24 protein-coding genes are annotated in these 23,325 nt (G+C 62.0%); 11 read left to right on the top strand and 13 right to left on the bottom strand.

Annotation, left to right across the window (positions count from 1 at the left end):
* Window positions 1-156: 156 nt before the first annotated feature.
* Window positions 157-1,560 (bottom strand): NorM family multidrug efflux MATE transporter, encoded by a 1,404-nt coding sequence (locus tag HX821_RS04415; protein ID WP_177035334.1) that lies wholly within the window; start codon window positions 1,558-1,560, stop codon window positions 157-159.
* 152 nt (window positions 1,561-1,712) lie between these two features.
* Here HX821_RS04415 and HX821_RS04410 point away from each other — a divergent pair, with 152 nt between their 5' ends.
* Window positions 1,713-2,633: a LysR substrate-binding domain-containing protein gene (locus HX821_RS04410; protein WP_003208769.1), complete on the top strand. Its 921-nt coding sequence runs from the start codon at window positions 1,713-1,715 to the stop codon at window positions 2,631-2,633.
* 178 nt (window positions 2,634-2,811) lie between these two features.
* Window positions 2,812-4,788 carry a methyl-accepting chemotaxis protein gene (locus HX821_RS04405; protein WP_008439409.1) on the top strand — a complete coding sequence of 659 codons (1,977 nt, stop codon included), beginning with the start codon at window positions 2,812-2,814 and terminating at the stop codon, window positions 4,786-4,788.
* Between the two features lie 117 nt (window positions 4,789-4,905).
* Here HX821_RS04405 and HX821_RS04400 read toward each other — a convergent pair whose 3' ends face one another.
* The gene (locus HX821_RS04400) at window positions 4,906-5,829 is read right to left on the bottom strand and encodes an ABC transporter six-transmembrane domain-containing protein (protein WP_008439408.1); all 924 of its coding nucleotides are present in this window, start codon (window positions 5,827-5,829) and stop codon (window positions 4,906-4,908) included.
* Window positions 5,830-5,943: 114 nt separating this feature from the next.
* Between HX821_RS04400 and HX821_RS04395 the strand changes: the two genes are divergently transcribed.
* Window positions 5,944-6,528 (top strand): TetR/AcrR family transcriptional regulator, encoded by a 585-nt coding sequence (locus tag HX821_RS04395; protein ID WP_177035333.1) that lies wholly within the window; start codon window positions 5,944-5,946, stop codon window positions 6,526-6,528.
* On the opposite strand, the gene HX821_RS04390 is transcribed toward HX821_RS04395, so the two are convergent.
* A complete protein-coding gene (locus tag HX821_RS04390; RefSeq protein ID WP_087693705.1) occupies window positions 6,515-8,011 on the bottom strand; it encodes a YifB family Mg chelatase-like AAA ATPase in 1,497 nt (498 codons plus the stop codon). The genes HX821_RS04395 and HX821_RS04390 overlap by 14 nt on opposite strands.
* A gap of 97 nt (window positions 8,012-8,108) precedes the next feature.
* A complete protein-coding gene (locus tag HX821_RS04385; protein ID WP_003208779.1) occupies window positions 8,109-9,017 on the bottom strand; it encodes a LysR family transcriptional regulator in 909 nt (302 codons plus the stop codon).
* Between the two features lie 263 nt (window positions 9,018-9,280).
* On the opposite strand from HX821_RS04385, the gene cfa reads away from it, so the two are divergent.
* Window positions 9,281-10,363 carry a cyclopropane fatty acyl phospholipid synthase gene (cfa, locus tag HX821_RS04380; protein WP_003208781.1) on the top strand — a complete coding sequence of 361 codons (1,083 nt, stop codon included), beginning with the start codon at window positions 9,281-9,283 and terminating at the stop codon, window positions 10,361-10,363.
* 52 nt (window positions 10,364-10,415) lie between these two features.
* On the opposite strand, the gene HX821_RS04375 is transcribed toward cfa, so the two are convergent.
* Window positions 10,416-10,625, bottom strand: a complete 210-nt coding sequence (locus HX821_RS04375; protein ID WP_371103568.1) for an accessory factor UbiK family protein — start codon at window positions 10,623-10,625, stop codon at window positions 10,416-10,418.
* 473 nt (window positions 10,626-11,098) lie between these two features.
* Here HX821_RS04375 and glnK point away from each other — a divergent pair, with 473 nt between their 5' ends.
* From glnK to sutA, 4 genes are all read left to right on the top strand, one after another.
* Entirely contained in the window at window positions 11,099-11,437 is a 339-nt protein-coding gene (glnK, locus tag HX821_RS04370; protein WP_002555808.1) for a P-II family nitrogen regulator, read from the top strand.
* Window positions 11,438-11,471: 34 nt separating this feature from the next.
* Window positions 11,472-12,812: an ammonium transporter gene (locus HX821_RS04365; protein WP_008439352.1), complete on the top strand. Its 1,341-nt coding sequence runs from the start codon at window positions 11,472-11,474 to the stop codon at window positions 12,810-12,812.
* A 209-nt stretch (window positions 12,813-13,021) separates the two neighbouring features.
* Window positions 13,022-13,447: a secondary thiamine-phosphate synthase enzyme YjbQ gene (locus tag HX821_RS04360; RefSeq protein ID WP_003208787.1), complete on the top strand. Its 426-nt coding sequence runs from the start codon at window positions 13,022-13,024 to the stop codon at window positions 13,445-13,447.
* Window positions 13,448-13,550: 103 nt separating this feature from the next.
* Window positions 13,551-13,877, top strand: a complete 327-nt coding sequence (sutA, locus tag HX821_RS04355) for a transcriptional regulator SutA (protein ID WP_003208791.1) — start codon at window positions 13,551-13,553, stop codon at window positions 13,875-13,877.
* 255 nt (window positions 13,878-14,132) lie between these two features.
* Here sutA and HX821_RS04350 read toward each other — a convergent pair whose 3' ends face one another.
* The 6 genes from HX821_RS04350 to HX821_RS04325 are packed head-to-tail and all read right to left on the bottom strand — an operon-like array spanning window position 14,133 to window position 18,713.
* Window positions 14,133-14,831 carry an HAD family hydrolase gene (locus tag HX821_RS04350; protein WP_008439351.1) on the bottom strand — a complete coding sequence of 233 codons (699 nt, stop codon included), beginning with the start codon at window positions 14,829-14,831 and terminating at the stop codon, window positions 14,133-14,135.
* The gene (gene xerC / locus HX821_RS04345) at window positions 14,828-15,727 is read right to left on the bottom strand and encodes a tyrosine recombinase XerC (RefSeq protein WP_008439350.1); all 900 of its coding nucleotides are present in this window, start codon (window positions 15,725-15,727) and stop codon (window positions 14,828-14,830) included. Before xerC ends, HX821_RS04350 begins: the two co-directional genes overlap by 4 nt.
* Before the next feature lie 2 nt (window positions 15,728-15,729).
* Window positions 15,730-16,446, bottom strand: a complete 717-nt coding sequence (locus HX821_RS04340; RefSeq protein ID WP_003208796.1) for a DUF484 family protein — start codon at window positions 16,444-16,446, stop codon at window positions 15,730-15,732.
* A 13-nt stretch (window positions 16,447-16,459) separates the two neighbouring features.
* Complete coding sequence (gene dapF / locus HX821_RS04335) at window positions 16,460-17,290, bottom strand: diaminopimelate epimerase (protein ID WP_008439347.1); 831 nt, start codon at window positions 17,288-17,290, stop codon at window positions 16,460-16,462.
* A gap of 4 nt (window positions 17,291-17,294) precedes the next feature.
* Window positions 17,295-18,542 (bottom strand): diaminopimelate decarboxylase, encoded by a 1,248-nt coding sequence (lysA, locus tag HX821_RS04330; RefSeq protein ID WP_008439346.1) that lies wholly within the window; start codon window positions 18,540-18,542, stop codon window positions 17,295-17,297.
* Between the two features lie 9 nt (window positions 18,543-18,551).
* A complete protein-coding gene (locus HX821_RS04325; RefSeq protein ID WP_003208801.1) occupies window positions 18,552-18,713 on the bottom strand; it encodes a lipoprotein in 162 nt (53 codons plus the stop codon).
* A 239-nt stretch (window positions 18,714-18,952) separates the two neighbouring features.
* On the opposite strand from HX821_RS04325, the gene cyaY reads away from it, so the two are divergent.
* The 3 genes from cyaY to rnk all read left to right on the top strand — a co-directional run bounded on the left by cyaY (window position 18,953) and on the right by rnk (window position 20,048).
* Window positions 18,953-19,285 (top strand): iron donor protein CyaY, encoded by a 333-nt coding sequence (cyaY, locus tag HX821_RS04320; RefSeq protein WP_003208803.1) that lies wholly within the window; start codon window positions 18,953-18,955, stop codon window positions 19,283-19,285.
* A gap of 2 nt (window positions 19,286-19,287) precedes the next feature.
* On the top strand, window positions 19,288-19,506 hold the full coding sequence (locus HX821_RS04315) for a DUF1289 domain-containing protein (protein WP_003208805.1): 219 nt from the start codon (window positions 19,288-19,290) through the stop codon (window positions 19,504-19,506).
* A gap of 131 nt (window positions 19,507-19,637) precedes the next feature.
* The gene (gene rnk / locus HX821_RS04310) at window positions 19,638-20,048 is read left to right on the top strand and encodes a nucleoside diphosphate kinase regulator (RefSeq protein WP_003208808.1); all 411 of its coding nucleotides are present in this window, start codon (window positions 19,638-19,640) and stop codon (window positions 20,046-20,048) included.
* Here the strand turns inward: rnk and HX821_RS04305 are convergent.
* Both HX821_RS04305 and HX821_RS04300 read right to left on the bottom strand, forming a co-directional pair.
* Window positions 20,045-22,882 carry a class I adenylate cyclase gene (locus HX821_RS04305; RefSeq protein ID WP_177009063.1) on the bottom strand — a complete coding sequence of 946 codons (2,838 nt, stop codon included), beginning with the start codon at window positions 22,880-22,882 and terminating at the stop codon, window positions 20,045-20,047. The genes rnk and HX821_RS04305 overlap by 4 nt on opposite strands.
* Window positions 22,883-23,050: 168 nt before the next feature.
* Window positions 23,051-23,299, bottom strand: coding sequence for a TIGR02647 family protein (locus HX821_RS04300; protein ID WP_003208812.1), 249 nt, complete (start codon window positions 23,297-23,299; stop codon window positions 23,051-23,053).
* Window positions 23,300-23,325: the final 26 nt, after the last annotated feature.

Below are 23,325 nucleotides of genomic sequence, written 5' to 3'. Positions count from 1 at the left end.
CGTGTAAACCCGATCAAAATGTGGGAGCCAGCTTTTGTGGGAGCTGGCTTGCCTGCGATAGCATCACTGCGATGTGTCTGACCTACCGAGGTGCCTGCATCGCGGGCAAGCCCGGCTCCCACATAAGCCAACTCCTACACTGACCGAGTAGAGTCATTACTCCGGCTGCGCGGCTTGAAATCCTTGGTGGGTTTCAGGCTCCTGGCGAATCATCCGCTTCATCTTCCGTTCAAACGCCCAGGTCAGGCTGACTGCCGCGCACGCCAGGCCCAGGGCCAGGCCCCACCAAACGCCCGTCGGCCCCCAGCCGAGATTGAACGCCATCAACCATGCGGCCGGTGCGCCGATCAGCCAGTAGCAGCCCAGTCCGACCAGGAAGGTGGTCTTGGCATCCTTGAGTCCGCGAATACAGCCCATGGCGATGGTCTGCACGCCGTCGAACAGCTCAAACCATGCGGCCACCGCCAGCAGGCTGACGGCGAGGTCGATCACGTCGCGAAACGCCGGGTCATGCTGGTCGAGGAACAAGCTGATCAGTGGGTGCGAGAACAACCACAGCACCGCTGCAAAGCCCAGCATCACCACTGCGCCAAAGCCTATGCCAACTCGCCCGGCCAGCCGCGCTTCCAGCAACTGCCCGGCACCATAATGCTGGCCGATACGCATGGTGATCGCGTACGACATGCCCGCCGGCACCATGAACGCCACCGACACGATCTGCAGGGCGATCTGGTGCGCAGCCAGCTGCGTACTGCCCATGGTGCCCATGCACAGCGCGGCGAACGCAAAGAGCCCGACTTCCACCGCATAGGTGCCACCAATCGGCAGGCCCAGGCGCCACAGTTCCCGCAGGTAGTGCAGGTTGGGCCGCAGCAAACCCTTGCGCAGCGGATACGCGTCGTAGGCACGGTTGTATTTGATGTACCAGATCAGCGCCAGGGCCATGCAGTTGGCAACGATGGCGGTGACCAGGCCAATGCCCACCAGCCCGAGTTTCGGCAGGCCGAACATGCCTTCGATCAACGCGTGGTTGAGCAGGTAGTTGATCACCGTGCCGCCCAGGCTGATCACCATCACCGGCGTGGCCTTGCCGATAGCACTGGTGAAGCCGCGCAGGGCCATGAACGTCAGGTAGCCGGGCAGGGCGAACGGCAGGATGGTCAGGAACTGGCCGGCGGACGCGACGTTGGTTTCGGTCTGGCCGAACATCAGCAGCACTGGCTTGAGGTTCCACAGCAGCAAACCAGCCACCAGCGCCATCAACCAGGCCAGCCACAGCCCGGCCTGGGTCAGGCGGGTGGCGCCCTCGATGTCGCCGGCGCCCTGGCGGATCGCGACCAGCGTGCCCACGGCAGCGATCACGCCGATGCAGAAAATCGACACGAACGAATAGCTCGCCGCACCCAGGCCTCCGCCGGCCAGGGCCTCGGGGCTCAGGCGGGCCATCATCAGGGTGTCGGTCAGCACCATCAGCATGTGGGCCAACTGTGAGGCAATCAGCGGCCCTGACAGCCGCAGAATGGCCCAGAGTTCGGTACGTGCAGGATGCTGCATGATCATCACGCTCAAAAAGTCAGGGAAGGGTGGAAGGGTTGATTCTCGGCGCCCACAGCGCATTGCACAAAGGGATAAATCCGATGATTCGCATGATTAAAACTCATGCCTGAATGATTCTGGTAGGGTTTCGATATTGCGCCGTCGGAGTTTTCGCCATGTCTCGTCGTCTTCCTCCTCTTTACGCCTTGCGCGCGTTTGAAGCTGCGTCCCGCTACAACTCGTTCACCCGGGCGGCGGAAGAGTTGTCGATTACCCAAAGTGCGGTGAGCCGGCACATTCGTACCCTGGAAGAGCATTTCGCCTGCCGCCTGTTCCAGCGCAGCGGCCGCACCTTGCAACTCACCGAGGCAGCGCGCCTGTTGCTGCCGGGCGTGCGTGAAGGCTTTGCGGCCCTGGAGCGCGCCTGCCATACCTTGAATGCCGAGGACGACATCCTGCGCATGAAGGCGCCGTCCACCCTGACCATGCGCTGGCTGCTGGCGCGCCTCAGTCGCTTCCGGCACCTGCAGCCGGGCAATGAAGTGCAACTGACCAGCGCCTGGATGAGCGTCGATGAGGTGGATTTCAACCAGGAACCATTCGATTGCGCGGTGTTGCTGAGCAACGGGCATTTCCCGCCGGACTGGGAAGCCAGCTATCTGTTTCCGGAGTTGCTGATTCCGGTGGGCGCGCCGAACCTGTTGAGCGACGGACCCTGGGACGTTGCACGCCTGGCCTCTGCCGAGCTGCTGCACCCGACGCCGGACCGGCGTGACTGGCGCAACTGGCTGGAGCGCATGGGGCTGTCATCCCAGGTTTCGCTCAAGGGCGGGCAGGTGTTCGACACCTTGGAGTTGGGCATGATCGCCGCCGCCCGAGGGTACGGCGTGTCCATGGGCGACTTGCTGATGGTGGCCGAAGACGTGGCCCAAGGCCGCCTGAGCCTGCCATGGCCCACCGCTGTGGCCAGTGGGGAAAATTACTATCTGGTGTGGCCGAAGACCCGGCCGGGTGGCGAGCGTTTGCGACGGCTGGGTGACTTTCTCCAGGGCGAAGTGCAGGCCATGGAATTACCCCAGGTCGAGCGCCTCGACTGAGTGGATTGCGCACCGGCCAGCAATCGTTTGCGCGATACCCCTGTGATTCGCTCAAGTATTGAGCCTGCCCGCCGAAGTAGGGTTGTTGGAACTACCGTTCTGCAACGTTTCCCCTATTAGAATTTTGCCGAGCAGCGCTATGAGATCAGGATGATCCTGGCCTCGGCCAGGAGCCTTCATGTCTCAACCTCGCGCCCGGATTGCCTCTCAACTGGGGCTTGCCCTCGCCGTGATACTGGCTGTCGTCATCAGCGGCAGCACGGTATTCGCGTTGCGTTCGCTGGACTCCGCCAACCTCGACACCCGCGAGGAGCACCTGGCCAGCGAGGCCCGCTTGCTGGCCGACCAGCTCAATACCTTCCACAGCACCTTGCGCGAAAGTACCCAGCGTTTGAGCGGGCTGTTTGAAAAGCGCTTCAGCGCCGGCTTGAGTACGCGCCCTGAGCAACCGGTGACGGTGGCGGGCGTGCAGACGCCGGGCCTGTACCTGGGCGAGGAAGTGCTCAACAACAACTTCGCTGAAGTCGATGAGTTCAAGCAGATGTCCGGCGGCGTGGCGACCTTGTTCGTACGCAGCGGCGAGGACTTTATCCGCGTCAGCACCTCCCTGACCAAGCAGGATGGCAGCCGCGCCATCGGTACGGCGCTGGATCACCAGCATCCGGCCTATCAACGTTTGCTGGGCGGGCAGGGCTACGTTGGCCGTGCGGTGTTGTTCGATCGCTCCTACATGACCCAGTACAGCCCGGTGCGGGACGCCAGCGGCAAAGTGATTGCGGTGCTGTTTGTCGGCTTCGACTACACCGATGCGCAGAACGCCCAGTTCGACAACCTCAAGCGCTTCCGCATCGGCCAGACCGGTTCCCTGGCGCTGCTGGACGAGCAGAAGCACTGGCTGGTACCGCCCGCTGGCGTGCAGGCGCTGGATCAGTCGATTCCGGTGATGCTCGACCTGGCCGCCAAACCTGGAAAAGGCCGTTTCTGGAGCGACAAGAACGAAGACTTCTACAGCGTTGCCGTGCCGTTTGAAGGCGGCCCGTGGTCGGTGGTGGCGAGCATGCCGAAAGCCGAAATTCGCGCGGTGACCTGGTCGGTGGGGATTCGCCTGGCGATCGGCAGCTTGCTCGCGATGCTGCTGGCGGTGGGCGCGGCGGTCTGGTTGCTGCGCAGCAAGTTGCAGCCATTGGGCGACCTGGTGCGTCAGGCCGAAGCCCTGGGCGCCGGTGATTTGAGCGCACGGCTGAACGTTTCCAGCCATGACGAAATCGGCCAACTAGCCCGCAGTTTCAACCAGATGGGCGAAGCGCTGTCGACCATGGTGTCGCATATCCGCAAGGCGGCTGAAGACGTGAACAGCCGCGCCCAGGCACTGTCGGGGTTGTCCGGCGGTGCGTACGAAGGCATGGAGCAACAGTCCGGCGAGATCACCAGCATGGCCGGCGCGGTGGAAGAGTTCAGCGCCACCTCGCTGAATATTGCCGACAACATGGGCAACACCGAGCGCCTGGCCCAGGACAATGCCCAGCAAACCAGGATCGGCCGCACCTCGATGCAGGAAGCGTCGTCGTCCCTGGAACACATCGCCACCGCGCTGAACAGCACGGCCACGGTGATCAACACCCTGGGCCAGCGCTCCCAGGAAATCGGCGGGATCGTCGGGGTGATCACCGCTATTGCCGAACAGACCAACCTGCTGGCGCTCAACGCCGCCATCGAAGCGGCGCGGGCCGGTGAGCAGGGGCGCGGGTTTGCGGTGGTGGCCGATGAAGTGCGCAACCTCGCATCGCGCACTCGTCAGGCCACGGATGAGATTTCCGGGATGATCCAGAGTATCCAGCAGGAAACCGGCAACGCCATCAGCACCATGGAACAAGGCAACGTGCTGATGCAGGAAGGCCTGGCTCGCAACGCTGACGTCGCCTCCGCGCTGGCACGGATCGACGAGCAAAGCCGCTCGGCGGGCCAGCAGTTTGCGGCCATTACCACGGCGACCCAGGAGCAGAGCAGCACGGCGACCCTGCTGAGCAGCAACTTGCAGAGCATCGCCCTGGCCAACAGCGAGCAGCGTGAAGTGGTGTCCAACCTGGCGATCACCGCCAAGGAACTGGAGACCCTGGCGGCGGGCTTGCGGCATGAGGTTGACCGGTTTCGTTGATTGACTGTTCGGGCCTCATCGCGGGCAAGCCAGCTCCCACAGTTGACCGTGTTGTTCTGGAGTACGCGGTCCACTGTGGGAGCCGGGCTTGCCCGCGATGACGGCCGACCCGACGCGTCAAACGTCGGATCGGTCGCCCAGCCCCGGGTCCACACGCTTGCCAATGTCCTTGAGTCGCGCCAGTTGATCAACCATCCCTGGCGCTTCATCCAGGCTGCTGACAAAGGTCCACAGGTAAGTCATCACCGCATACACATGGCCGGCCTTGACCGCCGGCGACAGCGCCAACTGGCTGATGGCGACCACAAACAACAGCGCCGCCAGCGTGCCGATAAACAGGAACGCTGCGGCCTCGCGGTCCGACAGCCAGATGCGCAGGCGTGACAGCACCTGGTAGTGGCGCTGCAAGGTCTGTGCGCCGACCTTTTCCACCAGGCCGATTTCCTTTTCCAGGCGGTCATTCAAGCGCTCATGCAGTTCCTGATTGCGCCGGGCAAAGCGTGGCAGCAGGGTTGTGCACAGCACCAGCGCCGTCAGGCACGCCAGGCCTATCCACGGCTCGATCACCAACAGCATCACTGCCGCACCGACGATGGAAACCAGCGCCGTCGCGATGATCGGCACGTGTTTTTCGAAGAAGTCGACAAAGTCCCGCGCCAGCACCACCCGCGCCGCCGCTCGTGAAGTGCTGTGGTTTTGCAGGCGCTGGTTGAGAATCACCGGCACCGCAAGGTCCGCGTAGATGCGGGTGAAGGTGCGTGTATCCAGCGCCCGTCGCGCCGCCCCGACCACCCAGAACGCCAGCACCACGGCGGCGTAGAACAGCGCGCTGCCGGCGTCGCCGCGGATGATCGAGTCCACCGCGAACCCCGCAAACAGTGGGTAGGCCAGCAGCAATGCGTTCTCCAGGGCCACCAGCGACAAGGTGCAGAACAACTTGCCGGGATAGGCCTTGGCGATCGCCTTGAGGGTTTGGCTGGCGGATTGTTGCCCGATCTTTTTGCTTTCTTCGATCAGAATTTGCGGTGTTACGGATGACATGGGGTGCACCAAGGGGGAGATAAACGCTAGTATTGAGCGACTGCTCAAGTATCCTTGAGCGACCGCTCAAAAAGCAAGCGCCGTCGATCTGCCGGTGCCTGAAGGAAAAGCCTCATGTCGCGTATCGACCGTAAAGACCAGATCATCGCCGCCGCCCTGGAGCTGTTTCGCAGCAAAGGGTTTGCCGATGTTTCCACCCGCGACCTGGCGGAGCATGCCGGGCTGTCCCGCAGCCACGTCTATCACTACTTCAGCGACTGGAAAGAACTGCGCCGCGAAGCGTTCGTGCGGTTCGCCAACGAGCAACTGGACGAGGTGAGGGCGCCGCTGGTGGATCTGCCACCATTGGAAGCCCTCGAAGGGTTCCTGCGTGACTGCCTGCCCTCCACGGCAGACGCCGGTTGGGCGCTGTGGCTGGATGCCTGGGACGAAGCCATGCATGACGAGCCATTGGCCCAGGCCTACCTGGTGATCAACGCCCAATGGCAAGCCATGCTCGCCGAGATCATCGAGCAAGGTGTGGCGGCCAAAGTGTTCCGCTGTGAGTCGCCCAAGCGCGCCGCGCGGCAACTGTTCGCCGTCGCCATGGGCTATGCCGATGACTTGATGCTCAAACCCTCCGTTGAATCCGCTGAAGCGGTGATGGATGAGGTGATGGAAGTGGCGGGGCTGCTCCTGGCGTTGCCTAGGACGCGCTAGCAGGGCGGTATTGCAAGGCCTCCGCCAGATGATGGCGGGCGATGGCTTCCACCTGTTCCAGGTCGGCCAGGGTGCGGGCGACCTTGAGCAGGCGATGGGCTGCCCGCAACGACAGCGTCAGCCGTTCGCAGGCGCTTTCCAGCCAGCCTTCATCAGCCTTTTTCAGTTTGCAGTGCTGGCGTAGCCCCGGCAGATCGAGAAATGCATTGGCGCAGCCCTGGCGCCGTTGTTGGCGGTCCCGGGCATCGGCGACGAGGACGGAGGCGCTGGCGGTGTCATCACCGGACTGTATGCCCGGGTTCAGCGCGGTGCTTTCCCGGGCGACGGTCACGTGCAGGTCAATCCGGTCCAGCAGCGGCCCCGAGAGTTTGTTGCGATAGCGCTGAATCTGCTCCGGCGTGCAGCGACAGCGCCCACTGGGCTCGCCCACATAGCCGCAAGGGCAGGGGTTCATTGCCGCCACCAACTGAAAGCGCGCCGGGAAACGCACCCGGTCGCGAGCGCGGGAAATCACGATATGCCCGGACTCCAGCGGCTCACGCAGCACCTCCAGGACCTTGCGATCAAACTCCGGCAACTCGTCGAGAAACAACACACCGTGATGGGCCAGGGTTATTTCCCCCGGCTGCGGTTTCGAGCCGCCGCCCACCAGCGCCGGGCCGGATGCCGAATGATGCGGCTGGCGAAATGGCCGGTGTGGCCAATGGCTCAGCGGCGCCAGGCTGACCACCGATTGAATCGCCGCCACCTCCAGCGCTTCCTGTTCACTCAAGGGCGGCAACAACCCCGGCAGACGGCTGGCGAGCAAGGTCTTACCGGTGCCCGGTGGCCCGCTGAGCAACAGGTTGTGGGCGCCCGCCGCAGCGATCAACAGCGCACGCTTGGCTGCCAGTTGGCCCTGCACTTCACTCAGGTCCGGGTAGGGTTTGTTCAAGTACATCAGGCCGCTGGAGACGAAGGGCTCGATCGGCACGTGACCGTTCAGGTGCGCCACCACTTGCAGCAGATGATCCACCGCAATCACCTTCAACCCCGAAGCCAGGCAGGCTTCCTCGGCATTGGCCCGTGGCACGATCAAGGTGCGCCCGACCTTGCGCGCCGCCAGGGCTGCCGGCAACACACCTTTCACCGGCCGCACCTCACCGGACAGCGCCAGCTCGCCCAGGCATTCCACGTTGTCGAGGGTCAGCGCCGGTACCTGCACGCTGGCGGCGAGAATCCCCAGGGCAATCGCCAAATCAAAACGCCCGCCGTCCTTGGGGAGGTCGGCGGGTGCGAGATTGAGGGTGATGCGGCGGGACGGGTATTGCAGCGCAGAATTGAGAATGGCGCTGCGCACGCGATCTTTGCTTTCCTTCACGGCGGTTTCCGGCAGGCCCACCAGCGTCAGCGACGGCAAGCCGTTGGCCATGTGCACCTCGACAGTGACGGCGGGCGCTTCGACGCCTATCTGGGCGCGGCTGTGGACGATGGCGAGGGACATGCTGGTTCCTTGAAATGAGTGGCCGCTTCCTGCGGTTTTTCAAGGGTAGTCGAGTGATGGCGGCGCGCGGCGGCGAGGTTTTACAGAACGTATCGCGCTAGCGGTCCGACGGCGGCACACACAGAAACTCCTTCGCCAACGTCAACCACGCCTGCGCCGCAAACGACAATTTGCACTGGCGCCGCCACGCCAGCATCAGTCGCCAGTTCAGGGCCGGCGACTGTATTTCCGCGATGCTGAACTGGCTCGCATCAAGGGTTTCGCAGAATGCCCGGGGCAGCAGGGTGATGCCCACGCCCAGTCGTACCAGGGAGGCAATAAAGTCCCATTGGCTGCTGCGGCCACTGATCCGCGGCTCAAAACCGGCTTGTGCACAGGCATCAAGTACGAATTGGTTCAGGGTGAAGGTGTCATCGTAAAAGATGAATTCGCAGGCTTGCAGTTCGCTCAGCTCCACCGAGCTGCGGCCTTGCCAGGGCGAGTCATGGGGCGCGAGCAGGCACAGTGGCGATTCGAACAAGGGCATGGATTCGAATTCGGACCAGATGTCCGCCACGCGCGGCGAGTCCAGGATGGTGCCGAACTCCAGCGTGCCCTGGCGCAGATCCTGGATGGTGATATTGCCGCCGCTTTCAAACAGTTTCAGTTCGATCTTCGGGTAACGGGCGTGATACTCCGCAAAGATCGGCGCCAGTGCGAGGTGGGTAGAGGGCGAAAGCCCCATGCGCAGGGCGCCGCGCCCGACATGCTGCAAGTCTTGCAGCTCTACCGTCATTTCATCGTGCAGCGCGATCATTTCCTTGGCGCGCTTGAGCACAATTTCCCCGGCGTCCGTCAGGGTGAAGCGTTTTCCCATGCGGTCGAGCAGCTTCAGGCCCAGGCTCGACTCCAATTGCTGCACCATCTTGCTGACTGTTGGCTGGGTCAGGTGCAGCTTCACAGCGGCTTTGGTAAAGCTCTGCTGGTCGACGACTTCTACGAAATAACGGAGCGCCCGGATGTCCATCTTGCATTCCAATTTTGCATGGTTTTCATAATATTAATTCATTATATCTTTAAAAAATGGCTGGATAAGATTTGTTACATCTGTTCCCAGCCAGCGCTTCCATGACGCCTTAAGGGCCTTGCCAGACGCTTCCATGGCCAGATTTCTCGCAGTGTATGAATCAAAGGCAACGCTATTTCTGGAGAGCAACTGTGCTTAACAAAACGCGTCATTCTTTTTCCGGTTCTGATGAGATGTCTCAGGGAGCGCGCTTCGTTAAGGAGTTGCTGGCGCAGGCGCAGATCGAGGTCAACGGGCCATCGGCTGCCGATATGCAATTGCACCACAGTGCCACATTTGATCTCGCCCTGGCCAAGGGCAATCTGGGCCTTGGCGAAGACTACATGGATGGCGGCTGGGACGCCGAGGCGCTGGATGAGTTTTTTTTCCGCCTCATGCGCTCCGGCGTGATCGACCAGGCTAACCCGGCCACCTTGTTGTTTCACGCGTTCAGCTCCCGCTGGCTGAACCTGCAAAACAAGAAACGCGCCTGGCAAGTCGGCGAAGCACATTACGACCTCGGCAATGACTTCTACGCACGCATGCTCGACTCGCGCATGACCTACACCTGTGGCTACTGGAAAGATGCCACCACCCTGGAGCAGGCGCAGTTCGCCAAGCTGGACCTGATCTGTAAAAAACTGGGGCTCAAGCCGGGCATGCGCGTGCTGGATATCGGCTGTGGCTGGGGCAGTTTCATGAGTCATGCGGCCGAGCACTACGGGGTCGAGTGTGTCGGCGTGACCATCTCCAAGGAGCAGGCGGAGTGGGGGCGGGCCAAGTATTCACATCTGCCGATCGAGTTTCGTCTGCAGGACTATCGGGATATCGACGAGCAGTTCGACCATATCGCCAGTGTCGGCATGTTCGAGCATGTGGGGCGCAAGAACCATCGGGCGTATATGGAGGTCGCCAACCGCTGCCTGAAAGACGATGGGTTGTTCCTGCTACACACTATCGGCAAGAACCAACGCAACAGCACGCCGGATCCGTGGATCGACAAATACATCTTTCCCAACGGTGATTTGCCCTCGATCGGGCAGATCGGCGACGCCATGGACGGGTTATTTGTTGCCGAGGATTTGCACAACTTTGGCGCCGACTACGACAAGACGCTGATGGCCTGGTGCGAAAACTTCGAACTGGCGTGGCCGGATTTCGCAGACACCTTTGGCCAGCGCTTCTACCGGATGTGGCGCTATTACCTGCTGTCGTGTGCAGGGGCGTTTCGCGCGCGGGATATCCAGCTGTGGCAGTGGGTATTGTCGAAGAAGGGGGTTGTCGGCGGGTATCAGCGGGTGAGCTGAGGGTTGCAACGGTTTAACGGGGACAGGCGAAACCTGCCCCGGTTGGGCCGGCTTATTCGGCGGCAGGCGTCAATCGCGCTTCCAGCTCCGCCACCTTGGCCTCAAGGCTTTCCAGTCGCGCCCGAGTGCGCGCCAACACCACCATCTGGCTATCAAACTCTTCCCGGCTTACCAGGTCCAGCTTGCTGAAACCGCTTTGCAGCAGCGCCTTGAACTGGCTTTCAATTTCATTGCGTGGCAGCGGCGTGTCGCTGCTGAACAGGCGGGAGGCGTGGCCGCTCAGGGCGTCGAGGAGGTCTTTGGGCGCGAGCATGGGAAATAGTCCGGAAAATCTGTTGGCCGGCAGTGTATCACGCAGCGTCTATAGTCTTTTCCAGCCCCTGCGGCGCACGCTTTTCGCGCATGAGGACGGGCGGTCGCGCACCGTTTTCGTGCGTATCTTCGCTGTCGTGGCGCCCGGTAGGTGGGCACAGGCGAACAAAGGACTGATTTCAGTGATTTTTACGGAGCTGGCAAGCTTTCTGCTTAGACGATCATGACCCATGCACTGATGCAGTCGCTGTGACGATGCAGTGCGCCGACGGACCAGCGGTACATGTTTCGTCACCAGTGGTTAGCGAGCGTCGCAATGGCAAATGCCAGGGCGACGAAGCGTTACAAAGCCAGGCACTGCGCTTAGACTTGAGACGGGTTTGTTTTCCTGGGGCAAGTCCACCAATTCGGGAGAGAGTTTTCATGAAGCTAGTCACTGCCATCATCAAGCCGTTCAAGTTGGACGATGTACGCGAGTCACTGTCCGAGATCGGCGTGCAGGGCATTACCGTTACTGAGGTCAAAGGCTTCGGTCGGCAGAAGGGTCACACCGAGCTGTATCGCGGCGCGGAATACGTGGTCGATTTCCTGCCAAAGGTGAAGATTGATGTCGCCATTGACGACAAGGATCTTGACCGGGTTATCGAGGCGATAACCAAGGCCGCCAACACCGGCAAGATCGGTGACGGCAAGATCTTCGTGGTCAATCTGGAACAGGCTATTCGCATCCGTACCGGCGAAACCGATACCGACGCAATCTAAGCCGCCAAACCCCAACGCCCCAGGAGAAAACAATATGACTCTGCGTAAATTCGCAGGGCTAGGAGCCCTGTTGTCCCTCGTAATGCCGGCCCTGGCCATGGCGGCGGACCCAGTACCTGCTCCAGTCCTCAATTCCGGCGACACCGCGTGGATGCTCACGTCCACCGCGCTGGTGCTGTTCATGACCATTCCAGGCCTCGCGCTGTTCTACGGCGGCATGGTTCGCTCCAAAAACATTCTTTCCGTGATGATGCAGTGCTTCGCCATCACCGGCCTGATCACCATCCTGTGGTTCGTGTACGGCTACAGCATGGCGTTCGACACCACCGGTATGGAAGCAGGCGTCGTCAACCTCAACTCGTTTGTGGGTGGCTTGTCCAAACTGTTCCTCTCGGGTGTGACCCCGGCCAGCATCACCGGCCCGGCGGCGTTGTTCCCTGAGGCCGTGTTCGTGACCTTCCAGATGACCTTCGCGATCATCACCCCGGCGCTGATCGTTGGTGCATTCGCCGAGCGGATGAAGTTCTCCGCGATGCTGATCTTCATGGGCGTCTGGTTCACCCTGGTCTACGCACCGATCGCCCACATGGTATGGGGCGGTCCGGGTTCGTTGCTGGGCGACTGGGGCGTGCTCGACTTCGCAGGCGGCACCGTGGTGCACATCAACGCCGGTGTGGCCGGCCTGGTAGCGTGCCTGGTACTCGGCAAGCGTAAAGGCTTCCCAACCACCCCAATGGCCCCGCACAACCTCGGTTACACCCTGGTGGGCGCGGCCATGCTGTGGGTCGGCTGGTTCGGCTTCAACGCCGGCTCCGCTGCTGCGGCCAACGGCACTGCCGGCATGGCGATGCTGGTGACCCAGATCGCTACCGCTGCTGCGGCCCTGGGCTGGATGTTCGCCGAGTGGGTCACCCACGGTAAGCCAAGCGCACTGGGCATCGCCTCGGGTGTGGTTGCGGGCCTGGTGGCAATCACCCCAGCCGCTGGCACCGTGGGCCCGATGGGTGCCCTGGTGATCGGCCTGGCTGCCGGTGTGGTGTGCTTCTTCTGCGCCACTACCCTGAAACGCAAACTGGGCTACGACGACTCCCTGGACGCCTTCGGCGTGCATGGTATCGGCGGTATCCTCGGCGCGATCCTGACCGGCGTGTTCGCCGCACCGTCGATGGGTGGCTTCAACGCCGCTACTACCGACATTGCCGCACAGGTCTGGGTTCAGGCCAAAGGCGTCGGCTTCACCGTCATCTACACCGCTATCGTGACGTACATCATCCTCAAGGTGCTGGACGTGGTGATGGGCCTGCGGGTGACCGAAGAAGAAGAGGCGGTTGGCCTCGATCTGGCGCAACACAACGAGCGCGGCTACAACTTGTAAGTACGCGAAAAAAAGATGCCCGGCTTGCCGGGCATTTTTTTGCCTTGGGTTTGTCTGTGGCTAAAGGTGTATGGGTTTTTTTGCGACTTTGTGATGGGATCCGCACTGCACTTTTCAGTGTGCGAATGTCTTACAGGCATGTAGGCGTATTCGGCACTTTGTTTTTTCCCTGAGCGCGCTAGAATGCGCGCCGATAGGCGGAGAACTGTATGTGGCAACAGACCCTGATAACCCTGCGGGCCAAGCCCCGGGGCTTTCATCTGGTGACGGACGAGTTGCTCGCCGGCCTGCCTGAATTGAAGGCCTGTCGGGTGGGACTGTTGCATTTGTGGCTGCAGCACACCTCGGCCTCGTTGACGGTCAACGAGAATGCCGACCCGGCGGTTCGCCGTGACTTCGAGCGTTTTTTCAATGCGCTGGTGCCGCAAGGCACGGCGGGATATGAACACAACGACGAGGGTCCGGATGATCTGCCGGCGCACTTCAAGGCCAGTCTGCTGGGCTGTCAGCTGAGTTTGCCGGTAAGGGCCGGCCGCTTGGCGATGGGGACCTGGCAAGGTGTTTATCTGGGCGAGCACCGTGATCATGGCGGTGCTCGTAAAGTCCTCGCCACCTTGCACGGTGATGGGGCATAAGCCACTGGTTAACCGGTGGATGTTGATTTTTTTCCGGCGGCCGTCGACAGGCGGCGAAGCTGGGCTATAACTAATCTGCTTTTCGCAAGTCATGAGGTAGAACATGAGCGACGATGATCTGGAAAACGACGACCTCGAAGTAGGCGACGACGACGAAACCGAGGAAGGTCTTGAGGCGGCTGCCGAAGACGTGGCTGACGACGACGGTGGCGACGATGCACCGGTCCCGGCAGCCAAGGGCAAGGCCAAGGCTGCAGTGTCGGTTGACGAGTTGCCGAGCGTAGAAGCCAAGAACAAAGAGCGCGATGCGCTGGCCCGGGCGATGGAAGAATTCCTCGCCAAAGGCGGCAAAGTGCAGGAAGTCGAGGCTAACGTGGTGGCAGATCCACCGAAGAAGCCGGATAACAAGTACGGCAGCCGGCCTATCTAAGGCCTGCTGTCTGCTTGCTGAAAAAGCCCGCCGTCGCTGCGGGCTTTTTCATGGGCGAAACAAAATGGTCAGGGCTAACACCCATCCAAGGATGAAGAGCGTGTGTGGCGAGGGAGCTTGCTCCCGTTGGGGCGCGAAGCGGCCCCTGGTTGGGTCGACGCGGTCTTTCAGAAAGGCCGTCGTGGCTGGTTCAGGGGCCGCTTCGCAGCCCAGCGGGAGCAAGCTCCCTCGCCACAAAAGCCCTTCATCATCAGGTTATGCATTCCAGCGGGCTAGCACGTCGGGTAGCTCGGTCAGGCTGCGAATCTCGGCATCCGGCAATTTCTCGGCCTCCCAGGCCTTGCCTGCCGGGTTGAACCACACCGCCCGCAGCCCCGCCTGCTGCGCACCGGCAATGTCATCCCCTGGATGGTCACCCACATGCACTGCCGCGCCCGGCGCTACGCCACCGCGCTGCAAGGCTTCCTGAAACAACCGCGCATCCGGCTTGGCAATACCAATGTCTTCAGCCCGGAGTGCAAAGTGGAAGTAGTCCGCCAACCCCACACGTTGCACATCGGCATTACCGTTGGTAATCACCCCCAGCAGATAGTCGCGGCGCAGTGCTTGCAGCATCGGTTCCGCTTCGGGGAATACCGTGAGTTGATGCCGGGCATGGATGAACGCTTCAAAGCACACATCCGCCATCTGCGCCGCTTCCGGCAGCGGGTACCCGGCTTCCTCGAAGGCGTATTGCAGCACCTTGTGACGCAACACGCTGATGCGATATTTCAGCTCGGGATGACGCTCCAGCACCTGCTGGCGCAGGCTGGCAAACTTCTCTAGGGGCAAGTCGCCCACCTTGGTGGCGTGGGTCGCCAGCCACTCGCGCATCGATGCCTCGGCGCTGATGATGACCGGCACGTTATCCCAGAGCGTATCGTCCAGGTCGAAGGTGATCAGCTTGATGCTCATGAGTCACTGCCCTTAATGCGTTTGGCCCGTGGATGGGCGCTGTCGTACACCGTTGCCAGGTGCTGGAAGTCCAGGTGGGTGTAGATCTGGGTGGTCTTGATGTCGGAGTGGCCCAGCAGTTCTTGCACCGCACGCAGGTCCTGGGAGGACTCCAGCAAGTGGCTGGCAAAGGAGTGCCGGAGCATGTGCGGGTGCAGGTTCTGCCCCAGCTCGCGCTCGCCGGCGGCCTTGACCCGCACTTGTATGGCCCGGGGCCCGAGGCGCCGGCCTTGCTGGCTGATAAACACCGCGTCGTCCGCCGGGTTGGCCAGGGCGCGCAGGGGCAGCCACAGCAGCAAGGCTTCGCGGGCCTTCTTGCCCACCGGCAATACGCGGGTCTTGCTGCCTTTGCCGAGCACTTGCACCAGGCCATCCGCCAGGTCCAGTTGATCGAGGTTAAGCCCGGTCAGCTCCGACAGGCGCAGGCCCGAGGAGTAGAAGAGTTCGAGGATTGCCTGGTCGCGATGGGCCAGGAAGTCGTCCTCCACGGCGCCATCGAGCAATTGCAGGGCGCGATCCGTGTCGAGGGTCTTGGGCAGGCGGCGTTCGCCCTTGGGCGGCGCCAGGCCGTTGGCCGGGTCGTGGTCGCACAGGCCTTCGCGGTTCAGGTAGTGATAGAGGCCGCGTACCGCCGATAGCAGGCGCGCCAGGCTGCGGGAGGATTGGCCTTGCTGGTGCAGGCGGGCGATCAGGCTGCGCAGACCCTGGATGTCCAGGGCCTTCCAGCTGCCGATGTGTTGTTTCTCGCAGAACGCCAGGACCTTGTTCAAGTCCCGCCGGTAGGCTTCCAGGGTATGCGGCGACACCTGGCGCTCGCTGCGCAGGTGAGCGCAGTAGGCGTCCAGTTGTCGTTCCATGGCTAGCGCACCGCGCGCAATGCGCTGGTGAAGCGTGGCAGGACGCGGCCCAGCACTTCGGCGATGTAGCTCAGGAACAGCGTGCCCACCGAGCTTTTGTAATGCTGCGGATCACGGCTGGCGATGGCCAGCACGCCATGCAAACCTTGATGACTGAGGGCAACCACGGCGGTGGAGCCGATCTGCTGGCGCTGCTCGGCGCCAAACAGGAAGTCCAGCTCATGCTCGCGCAAGGTGCCGCTGATGGTCTTGCCTTCGGACAGCAGGCCGCCAATCGCGGTCTGGGCATCGCTGCCGCTGACCCAGCGACCCACCGGCATCGGGTTGTCGCTGAACAGGATCAGGCTGACAAAGGGCACCTGGAAATCCTGGCGCAGGCTGTCTTCGACGGCGATCACCGCTTCTTCCAGGCTGGCGGCGTCCATCAGGGTCAGGACCAGGCGGCGGGTCTTGTCGAACAGGCGGTCGTTGTCGCGGGCCACATCCATCAGCTGCGAGAGCCGATGGCGCATTTCGATATTGCGCTCGCGCAGGATCTTCATCTGCCGCTCCACCAGCGACACGGTATCGCCGCGCTGGTGGGGAATACGCAGGGCCGGCAGCAGTTCTTCGTGTTCAACGAAGAAGTCCGGGTTAGCCTCCAGATACGCCGCAACGGCTGCGGCCTCCAGACTTTCGCTTGGGGATGCTTGCGCGGGTACTTGAGGCTTATCAGTCATTAGATTTGCTCACTCATAGACGGACCTGTCCTTCGTAGACGCGGGTGGCCGGGCCGGTCATTTTCACCGGTTGGCCGGGGCCTGCCCATTCGATGGACAGGCGTCCACCGGGCAGGTCGATCAGCAGCGGCGAATCCATCCACCCCTGGCTGATCGCGGCTACGGCAGCGGCGCAGGCGCCGGTACCGCAAGCCTGGGTTTCGCCGGCCCCGCGTTCCCACACGCGCAACTGCGCACGGGAACGGTCGATGACCTGCAGGAAGCCCACATTGACCCGCGCGGGAAAGCGCGGGTGGTTTTCGATCTTCGGCCCCAGTTCATGCACCGGCGCGTTGTTGATGTCATCCACCCGCAGCACGGCATGGGGGTTGCCCATGGACACGGCGGCCAGGTTGACGGTCTTGCCGTCCACGTCCACCGGGTAGCTTAGGGCTTGCTCGGTGGCCTGGAACGGAATGTCCGCCGGCACCAGCCGTGGCGCGCCCATGTTGACGCCGATCTGGCCATCGCTGCGAATATCCAGCTCGATGATGCCGCTTTTGGTCTCGACGCGAATCTGCCGCTTGGCGGTCAGGCGCTTGTCCAGGACAAAACGGGCGAAACAGCGGGCACCATTGCCGCACTGTTCCACTTCGGAGCCATCGGAGTTGAAGATCCGGTAACGGAAATCCACTTCCGGGTTACTCGGCGCTTCCACCAGCAACAATTGGTCGAAGCCGACACCGGTGTGCCGGTCGCCCCACAGCTTGGCGTGCTTGGGCAGGATGTGCGCGTGCTGGCTGACCAGGTCGAGGACCATGAAGTCATTGCCCAGCCCGTGCATCTTGGTAAAACGCAGCAACATGACCTTACTCCGGCAGCAGGCTTTCGCCAGCAAACAACTCGGCTACCGTCTCGCGGCGACGCACTTCAAACGCTTGATCACCGTCCACCAGCACCTCGGCGGTACGCCCGCGGGTGTTGTAGTTGGAGCTCATGACAAACCCATAGGCACCGGCCGAATGCACGGCCAGCAGGTCGCCTTCTTCCAGGGCCAGCTGACGTTCCTTGGCCAGGAAGTCGCCGGTCTCGCAGATCGGGCCGACGATATCGTAGCTGCGGCCTTCGCCTGCGCGTGGCTTGACGGCCGTCACATTCATCCAGGCCTGGTACAGCGCCGGACGGATCAGGTCGTTCATCGCCGCGTCGACGATGGCGAAATCCTTGTGCTCGGTGTGCTTGAGGTACTCGACCTGGGTCAGCAGCAGGCCGGCGTTGGCGACGATGTAGCGGCCCGGCTCGAACATCAGCGTCAGGTCGCGGCCTTCGAGGCGCTCGCGCACGGCCTTGATGTAGTCGGACACCAGCGGCGGCTCTTCATCGCGATAACGCACACCCACGCCGCCACCGAGGTCGATGTGGTGCAGGTAGATGCCGCACTCGCCGAGGCGGTCGACCAGCGCCAGCAGGCGGTCGAGGGCGTCGAGGAACGGTGGCAGGCTGGTCAGTTGCGAGCCGATATGGCAGTCGACACCCAAGACTTCCAGGTTCGGCAACTGCGCGGCGCGGATGTACACGTCCTCGGCGTCGGCAATGGCGATGCCGAACTTGTTCTCTTTGAGACCGGTGGAAATGTACGGGTGAGTGCCGGCGTCGACGTCCGGGTTGACCCGCAGGGAGATCGGCGCGCGAACGCCCATCTCGGCGGCCACCACTTGCAGGCGCTCCAGCTCGTCGGTGGATTCGACGTTGAAGCAGTGCACGCCAACTTCCAGGGCGCGGCGCATGTCTTCGCGGCTCTTGCCGACACCGGAGAACACAATTTTGTCAGCCTTGCCGCCGGCGGCCAGTACACGCTCAAGCTCGCCCCGGGACACGATGTCGAAACCGGCGCCCAGGCGCGCCAGGACATTGAGTACACCCAGGTTGGAGTTGGCTTTTACGGCGAAGCACACCAGGCTCGGCGTGCCTTCCAGCGCATCGGCAAAGGAGCGGTATTGCGCTTCGATGTGGGCACGGGAGTACACGTAGGTCGGGGTACCAAAGCGCTCGGCGATGGCGGACAGCGCGACACCTTCCGCGAACAGCTCGCCGTCCCGGTAGTTAAAAGCGTCCATGATGTTCCCTTAGTAGGTGTCGTGCTTGTGCGCTTTGGTTTGCGACGATTGCGCCTGTTCATTCGGGTCTTTGCTGTCATCGGGCAGATACAGCGGGCCTTTTTGACCACAGGCACTAACGAGGCAAGCGACCGCGACGAGCGCAGCAAGGGAAGAGATCAGGCGCTTCATGGCGAAATCCTTGAATATGCATTAATTGCGCCCGAGTATACCGACCACCCGCCGGATTGCCTATGCGCCGAAATACCCGTCCGGCGGGGCTTTGCCGAGTTTGTCGCGATTGTGCTTACACCAATCGAGGATAATTCACACGGCTGTGGGTAATGAAATCGGTATCCTTTGCAATCATGATGGCGCGTCCGTATTGTGCGGCGCTTGAGCGAGACCAGACACTTTTCGAGGTTCCCACAATGAGTTTGACCGAAGCGCGTTTTCACGACCTGGTGGATGCGACCCAGCAAGCGCTGGAGGATATTTTCGACGACAGCGGTCTGGATGTGGACCTGGAGAACTCGGCCGGTGTGCTCACCGTCAAGTTTGAAAATGGCACCCAATTGATTTTCAGCCGCCAGGAGCCCCTGCGTCAGCTATGGCTGGCGGCGCGTTCCGGTGGCTTTCACTTCGATTACGATGAAGAAGAAAAACGCTGGACCCACGACACCACCGATGAGCTGCTGAGCGAAATGCTCGCGCGCCTCACCCAGGAACAAGCCGGCGTCGAGCTGGACTTCGACGAGATCTGATCGTGACGCAGCCCGTTCCCGTACGCCCGCCCAAGCCGCTGTTCAGCAATGTCAGCCCGGCGGTGCCGTCACCTTGTATCAGTTTATGTCGGCTGGATGAGCACAAAGTCTGCCTCGGTTGCTTCCGTCATGTGGAAGACATCCGCGAATGGCGCTCCGCCGACGATGCGCGACGCCGCGTGATCGTCGCCCAGGCCGAGCAGCGCAGGACCTGCGCCTGAGGCCGTCTTGTTTATTTATTGTGCTGTGGTAGTGTCCGGATACACCTCAACTCATCGAGGTCCGTGAGAACCCCGCCTTTTCCTGGCGGGGTTTTGCTTTTTTGTGCAGAAAAAAGGAGTCTGCCTGAATCATGACCGCACCTTCCATCATCCTCACCCGTCTTGACGTGCAGCGTCTTGAGCAACTGATCGACCGTGTCGGCGAGGCGTCGCCGGGCGTTGAAGCCCTGCAACACGAACTCGACCGCGCCGAAGAAGTGGTTGGCCACGATGAAGTGCCTGCATCTGTCGTGACCATGAACTCCAGCGTGCATTGCCGTGAACAAGGCAGTGGCAAGGACTATCACCTGACCCTGGTCTACCCCAAGGACGCGAACGCCGACGAAGGCAAAATCTCGATCCTGGCGCCGGTGGGCAGTGCATTGCTGGGCCTGCAAGTCGGCCAGCACATCGACTGGCCAGCACCGGGTGGCAAGACCCTCAAGCTTGAATTGCTCGGCGTCGAAGGCCAGCCGAAAGACGGTGGCGCCTTTCCTCTCTAAACCTGGTTCAGCGCTTCATTGAGCGCCAGTTCCAGATCAGCCTTGTAGCGCAGGTACAGATTGCTCGGGCTTTGAACATCACCGAGCAGGCCGGACAGGTCCAGATCGGTGATGTAGCAGCGGTAACGCTCGGCTTCCCGGCGTTGCCCGACGATTTGCTGGGCGACCACCGCAAACAGTTGGTCGCCAAATTCCAGCTCGGAAAACTCCCGTTGATTGCAGTACAAGGTGATCCCCACCTGGCCCGGTGCTGCCTTGCCGATAATCGCCTGCACGTCGTAGAACGGCTTGTTGGCCGGGGTTTGCGGCGCTGGGCGCGGTTCGGCCCGCCGTGCACGGCCGCTGCCTGACGGCAACAGCTGGTAATACAGGATTTGCACCGCGCCGAAGGGCTGTTGCGGATCCAGCGGCAGCAGCGCGTCGCGGCGATAAATGATCGACTGCAGGAAGCGCTGCAACGGCACCAACAGGCTTTGCTCGTCGTGGAACGGCAGGCGCTGCTGCCAGAGCGCGTTGAACTCATCCAGCACGTACAGCTCGGCAACTCCGTCGTTGATCCGGTAGAACACCTGCACACAGTCGGGCAGGCCCATGGGCAGCAGCAGCGCCAGGTCGTGGTCTTCCAGGGCCATGGTGTCCAGGTGCAGCGGGCTGTAGCTGGCCAGTTCCTCACTGAGGTAGGCGATCAGCGCGTCCTGGGTCGCCAGTGACACATGGTTGGCCTGGCCGGGTGTCAGTTCCATCACGTGGTAGTGCTGCTGCACCTGCACCAGGTAGCGGTGGTTTTCCTGGCCCAGCAGTAGGTTTTGCGCGGTGTCGAAGATTTCCTCCACGCGCTGGGCAATGAACTGCGCGCGGTTGTGGCAGAAACAGCGCACCCGCAAGCGCGGCAAGTGATTGGGCGGTAGTTGATTGAGGTAGTCGCGCAGGCAATCGAGCAGCGCGTGGGGGCCGTCATAGCGGCTGACCATCACCTCGTTCCAACTGTTGAGCGTGACTTGGTCCAGGGTCAGCACCAGGTTTTCCCGTACGCCCGCGTAACTCAGGGAGTCGGTGCGCTCGGTGGTCATCAGGATGTTCAGGTCGCGATGATGCTTGAGCGGGTCGACGCCGACGTTGATCAGCAGCAGCACTTCCTCGGGCACTGCCGAGCGCAGCAGGCGGTCTTCATCGACGCTGGCCAGGGGCAGGACGACAGTTTGTTGCAGGCTGCCCAGCAGGTTGAACAGCTCGAATTCGGTCATGTCACTGCTGCCGGGATGCAGCGCCAGGCGGGTACTGCTGTCGATCACGCCGTTGCGGTGGCACCAGGTGAGCATTTCCAGCAAATCGCGGCTGCGCTTGATCGGCGCGAAGTGCTCCCATTCCAGGGCGGTCAGGCTGCCGTTGTACAAGCCCCAATGATGCTGGCCGGGCTCTTTGCGGTTGGGCGACTGCACCAGGGTCAGGGTGTCTTCGGCAAGGTCGGGCGCAATGCCGGGGTTGATGAACTCGACCTTGCCGGCCTTGCGCTCGAAGGCGGCGTACAGGCGCCGGCCCAGCACATTGAGGTCGCGCTTGTTGATCAGGCTGACGGTCTGTTCGGTGCGGGCAAACTGGGTCAGGAAGCGATAGCTGTAGTTCAGCTCGTTGACCAGCGCCCGGCGTTCGGAGGCCACCTGGCGGACTTTCCATTGGCTGCGGCTGTCCAGCAGGGCCAGTTGGCGCTGGTCCCAACCCCATTCGCTGGCCAGGCGCTCCAGCAGCAAACGCTGCCACCCGGTGCGCTGGCCCGCGCTGAGCTTGCGGTTGACCTTCAGGTACAGGCTGCGCCGCACCAGTTCCAGGCGTTCCGGCTCATTACGGGCCTTGAGGTACTCCTCGATCCGGCGGTAGACGACGATGTACGGGTCCAGTTCGTCCAGGTCCAGCTGATTGGCAAACACAGCGCGCTTGAAGCGCAGGCTCAGGCACTGCACCTTCGGGTGCTCGCTGGCGTAGACCTCGGTCAGCAGGAGTTTCAGTACTGATTTGTAGGGCGATTCGATGCCCTTGAACAACTGCCACAAGCCGGCACCGATAAATTCACCCGGGGGGATGTGGGCCAGGTGGCCCAGGTCGAGGGTTTCATCGGCGCGAATAAAGCGTTTGGAAATCAGCGCGTGGGTGAAGTCGGCATAGCGGGTTTCTTCGTACACCGGCACCAGCCACCAGATCGGCGTGCGCCCGGCCAGCCAGATGGCGGTGCGGTAGAACTCGTCCAGCAGCAGGTAATGCTGGCTGGTGCCGCAGTCTTCTGAACTCAGTTGGGTGTCGCGCTCGCCCTGGATAAACCGCGTCGGCTCGATCAGGAAGAAGTGCGCCTCGGCGCCCATGCTCAGGGCCCAGGTTTCGAGCAGTTGGCATTTCTTGCGCAACTCGGCCAGCTCGTTCTCGCTGAGATCGGCCGCATGGCAGACCCACACGTCCATATCACTTTGATCGGCCTGGGCCAGGGTGCCCAGGCTGCCCATCAGGAACAGGCCGTGAATCGGCCGCGGTGGGTTGCCGTGGCGGGGCTTGTAGGAAAACGTGCGGGTCAGGCGCTGGGCCTCGGCCAAGGCTTGCGCGTCGGGTTCAAAATTCGACAGGCCGGCCGGCGTGCTGCCCGACACATAGCCCGGCAACAGCGGGTGATTCACGTGGAAAAACAGCGGCAGCAGGGTCAATACGCTTTGCTGGCGTGGCGTCAGCCCTTCGACGGCCCGGGCCATGCGGCCTTCGTTCAGGGCCAGAAACCGCGCGCGTAACTGGGCCAGCACCTTGCGGTCGATGCCTTCGTCCAGGTCGGGGCGGATTTCGTGGGTGCGGGTCATGTCGAACTCGGTGGCTCGCAGGGCCCGACGTGGGCGGCCGTGTGGGAGTTTACAGCCAGTAGCGTAGGAGGTTTAGAGGGAATTTGTTTTTGACGCCGGAATTTTATCCCGGGCGCGGGAATGCCCGCGGAATCCGTGAAGAGAGGATCCCGTGGGCGATACGAGGTGTCAGGCGGCTTCTTTGGCGGTCGTCAGAATAGTCAGCAGGCTTTGTGCGTGTTCGGCAGCGTCCCGGCCGAGGCTGGTGAGGTAACCACCGTCTGGCTGGTCGATCAGGTCTTTATCAAACAGGCGCCGGGCGGCGGCAATGGCAGTGGGAGCGGCAGTCTGATGAACTTTCAGACCTTCCTGGGAGCTGCCCAGGTTGAAGAGTGCAAGGATTTCCAGTTCGGCAACCAACTCAGGGGTATACGACATAAGGACTCCAGACTTTCTAGGAATTT

This window comes from Pseudomonas sp. B6001 (assembly GCF_013386015.1).
Lineage (GTDB): Bacteria > Pseudomonadota > Gammaproteobacteria > Pseudomonadales > Pseudomonadaceae > Aquipseudomonas.
This window is presented reverse-complemented; position numbering and strand designations above follow the sequence as displayed.

Excerpts from the sequence above, each read along its gene's own strand:
- HX821_RS04365 (WP_008439352.1), top strand. The coding sequence starts at position 11,472 with ATGACTCTGCGTAAATTCGCAGGGCTAGGAGCCCTGTTGTCCCTCGTA.
- HX821_RS04400 (WP_008439408.1), bottom strand. The coding sequence starts at position 5,829 with ATGTCATCCGTAACACCGCAAATTCTGATCGAAGAAAGCAAAAAGATC.
- sutA (WP_003208791.1), top strand. The coding sequence starts at position 13,551 with ATGAGCGACGATGATCTGGAAAACGACGACCTCGAAGTAGGCGACGAC.
- dapF (WP_008439347.1), bottom strand. The coding sequence starts at position 17,290 with ATGTTGCTGCGTTTTACCAAGATGCACGGGCTGGGCAATGACTTCATG.
- HX821_RS04360 (WP_003208787.1), top strand. The coding sequence starts at position 13,022 with ATGTGGCAACAGACCCTGATAACCCTGCGGGCCAAGCCCCGGGGCTTT.
- HX821_RS04410 (WP_003208769.1), top strand. The coding sequence starts at position 1,713 with ATGTCTCGTCGTCTTCCTCCTCTTTACGCCTTGCGCGCGTTTGAAGCT.
- HX821_RS04300 (WP_003208812.1), bottom strand. The coding sequence starts at position 23,299 with ATGTCGTATACCCCTGAGTTGGTTGCCGAACTGGAAATCCTTGCACTC.
- HX821_RS04325 (WP_003208801.1), bottom strand. The coding sequence starts at position 18,713 with ATGAAGCGCCTGATCTCTTCCCTTGCTGCGCTCGTCGCGGTCGCTTGC.
- glnK (WP_002555808.1), top strand. The coding sequence starts at position 11,099 with ATGAAGCTAGTCACTGCCATCATCAAGCCGTTCAAGTTGGACGATGTA.
- HX821_RS04390 (WP_087693705.1), bottom strand. The coding sequence starts at position 8,011 with ATGTCCCTCGCCATCGTCCACAGCCGCGCCCAGATAGGCGTCGAAGCG.
- cyaY (WP_003208803.1), top strand. The coding sequence starts at position 18,953 with ATGAGTTTGACCGAAGCGCGTTTTCACGACCTGGTGGATGCGACCCAG.
- HX821_RS04305 (WP_177009063.1), bottom strand. The coding sequence starts at position 22,882 with ATGACCCGCACCCACGAAATCCGCCCCGACCTGGACGAAGGCATCGAC.
- HX821_RS04395 (WP_177035333.1), top strand. The coding sequence starts at position 5,944 with ATGTCGCGTATCGACCGTAAAGACCAGATCATCGCCGCCGCCCTGGAG.
- HX821_RS04385 (WP_003208779.1), bottom strand. The coding sequence starts at position 9,017 with ATGGACATCCGGGCGCTCCGTTATTTCGTAGAAGTCGTCGACCAGCAG.
- xerC (WP_008439350.1), bottom strand. The coding sequence starts at position 15,727 with ATGGAACGACAACTGGACGCCTACTGCGCTCACCTGCGCAGCGAGCGC.
- lysA (WP_008439346.1), bottom strand. The coding sequence starts at position 18,542 with ATGGACGCTTTTAACTACCGGGACGGCGAGCTGTTCGCGGAAGGTGTC.
- HX821_RS04405 (WP_008439409.1), top strand. The coding sequence starts at position 2,812 with ATGTCTCAACCTCGCGCCCGGATTGCCTCTCAACTGGGGCTTGCCCTC.
- HX821_RS04350 (WP_008439351.1), bottom strand. The coding sequence starts at position 14,831 with ATGAGCATCAAGCTGATCACCTTCGACCTGGACGATACGCTCTGGGAT.
- HX821_RS04415 (WP_177035334.1), bottom strand. The coding sequence starts at position 1,560 with ATGATCATGCAGCATCCTGCACGTACCGAACTCTGGGCCATTCTGCGG.
- rnk (WP_003208808.1), top strand. The coding sequence starts at position 19,638 with ATGACCGCACCTTCCATCATCCTCACCCGTCTTGACGTGCAGCGTCTT.
- HX821_RS04340 (WP_003208796.1), bottom strand. The coding sequence starts at position 16,446 with ATGACTGATAAGCCTCAAGTACCCGCGCAAGCATCCCCAAGCGAAAGT.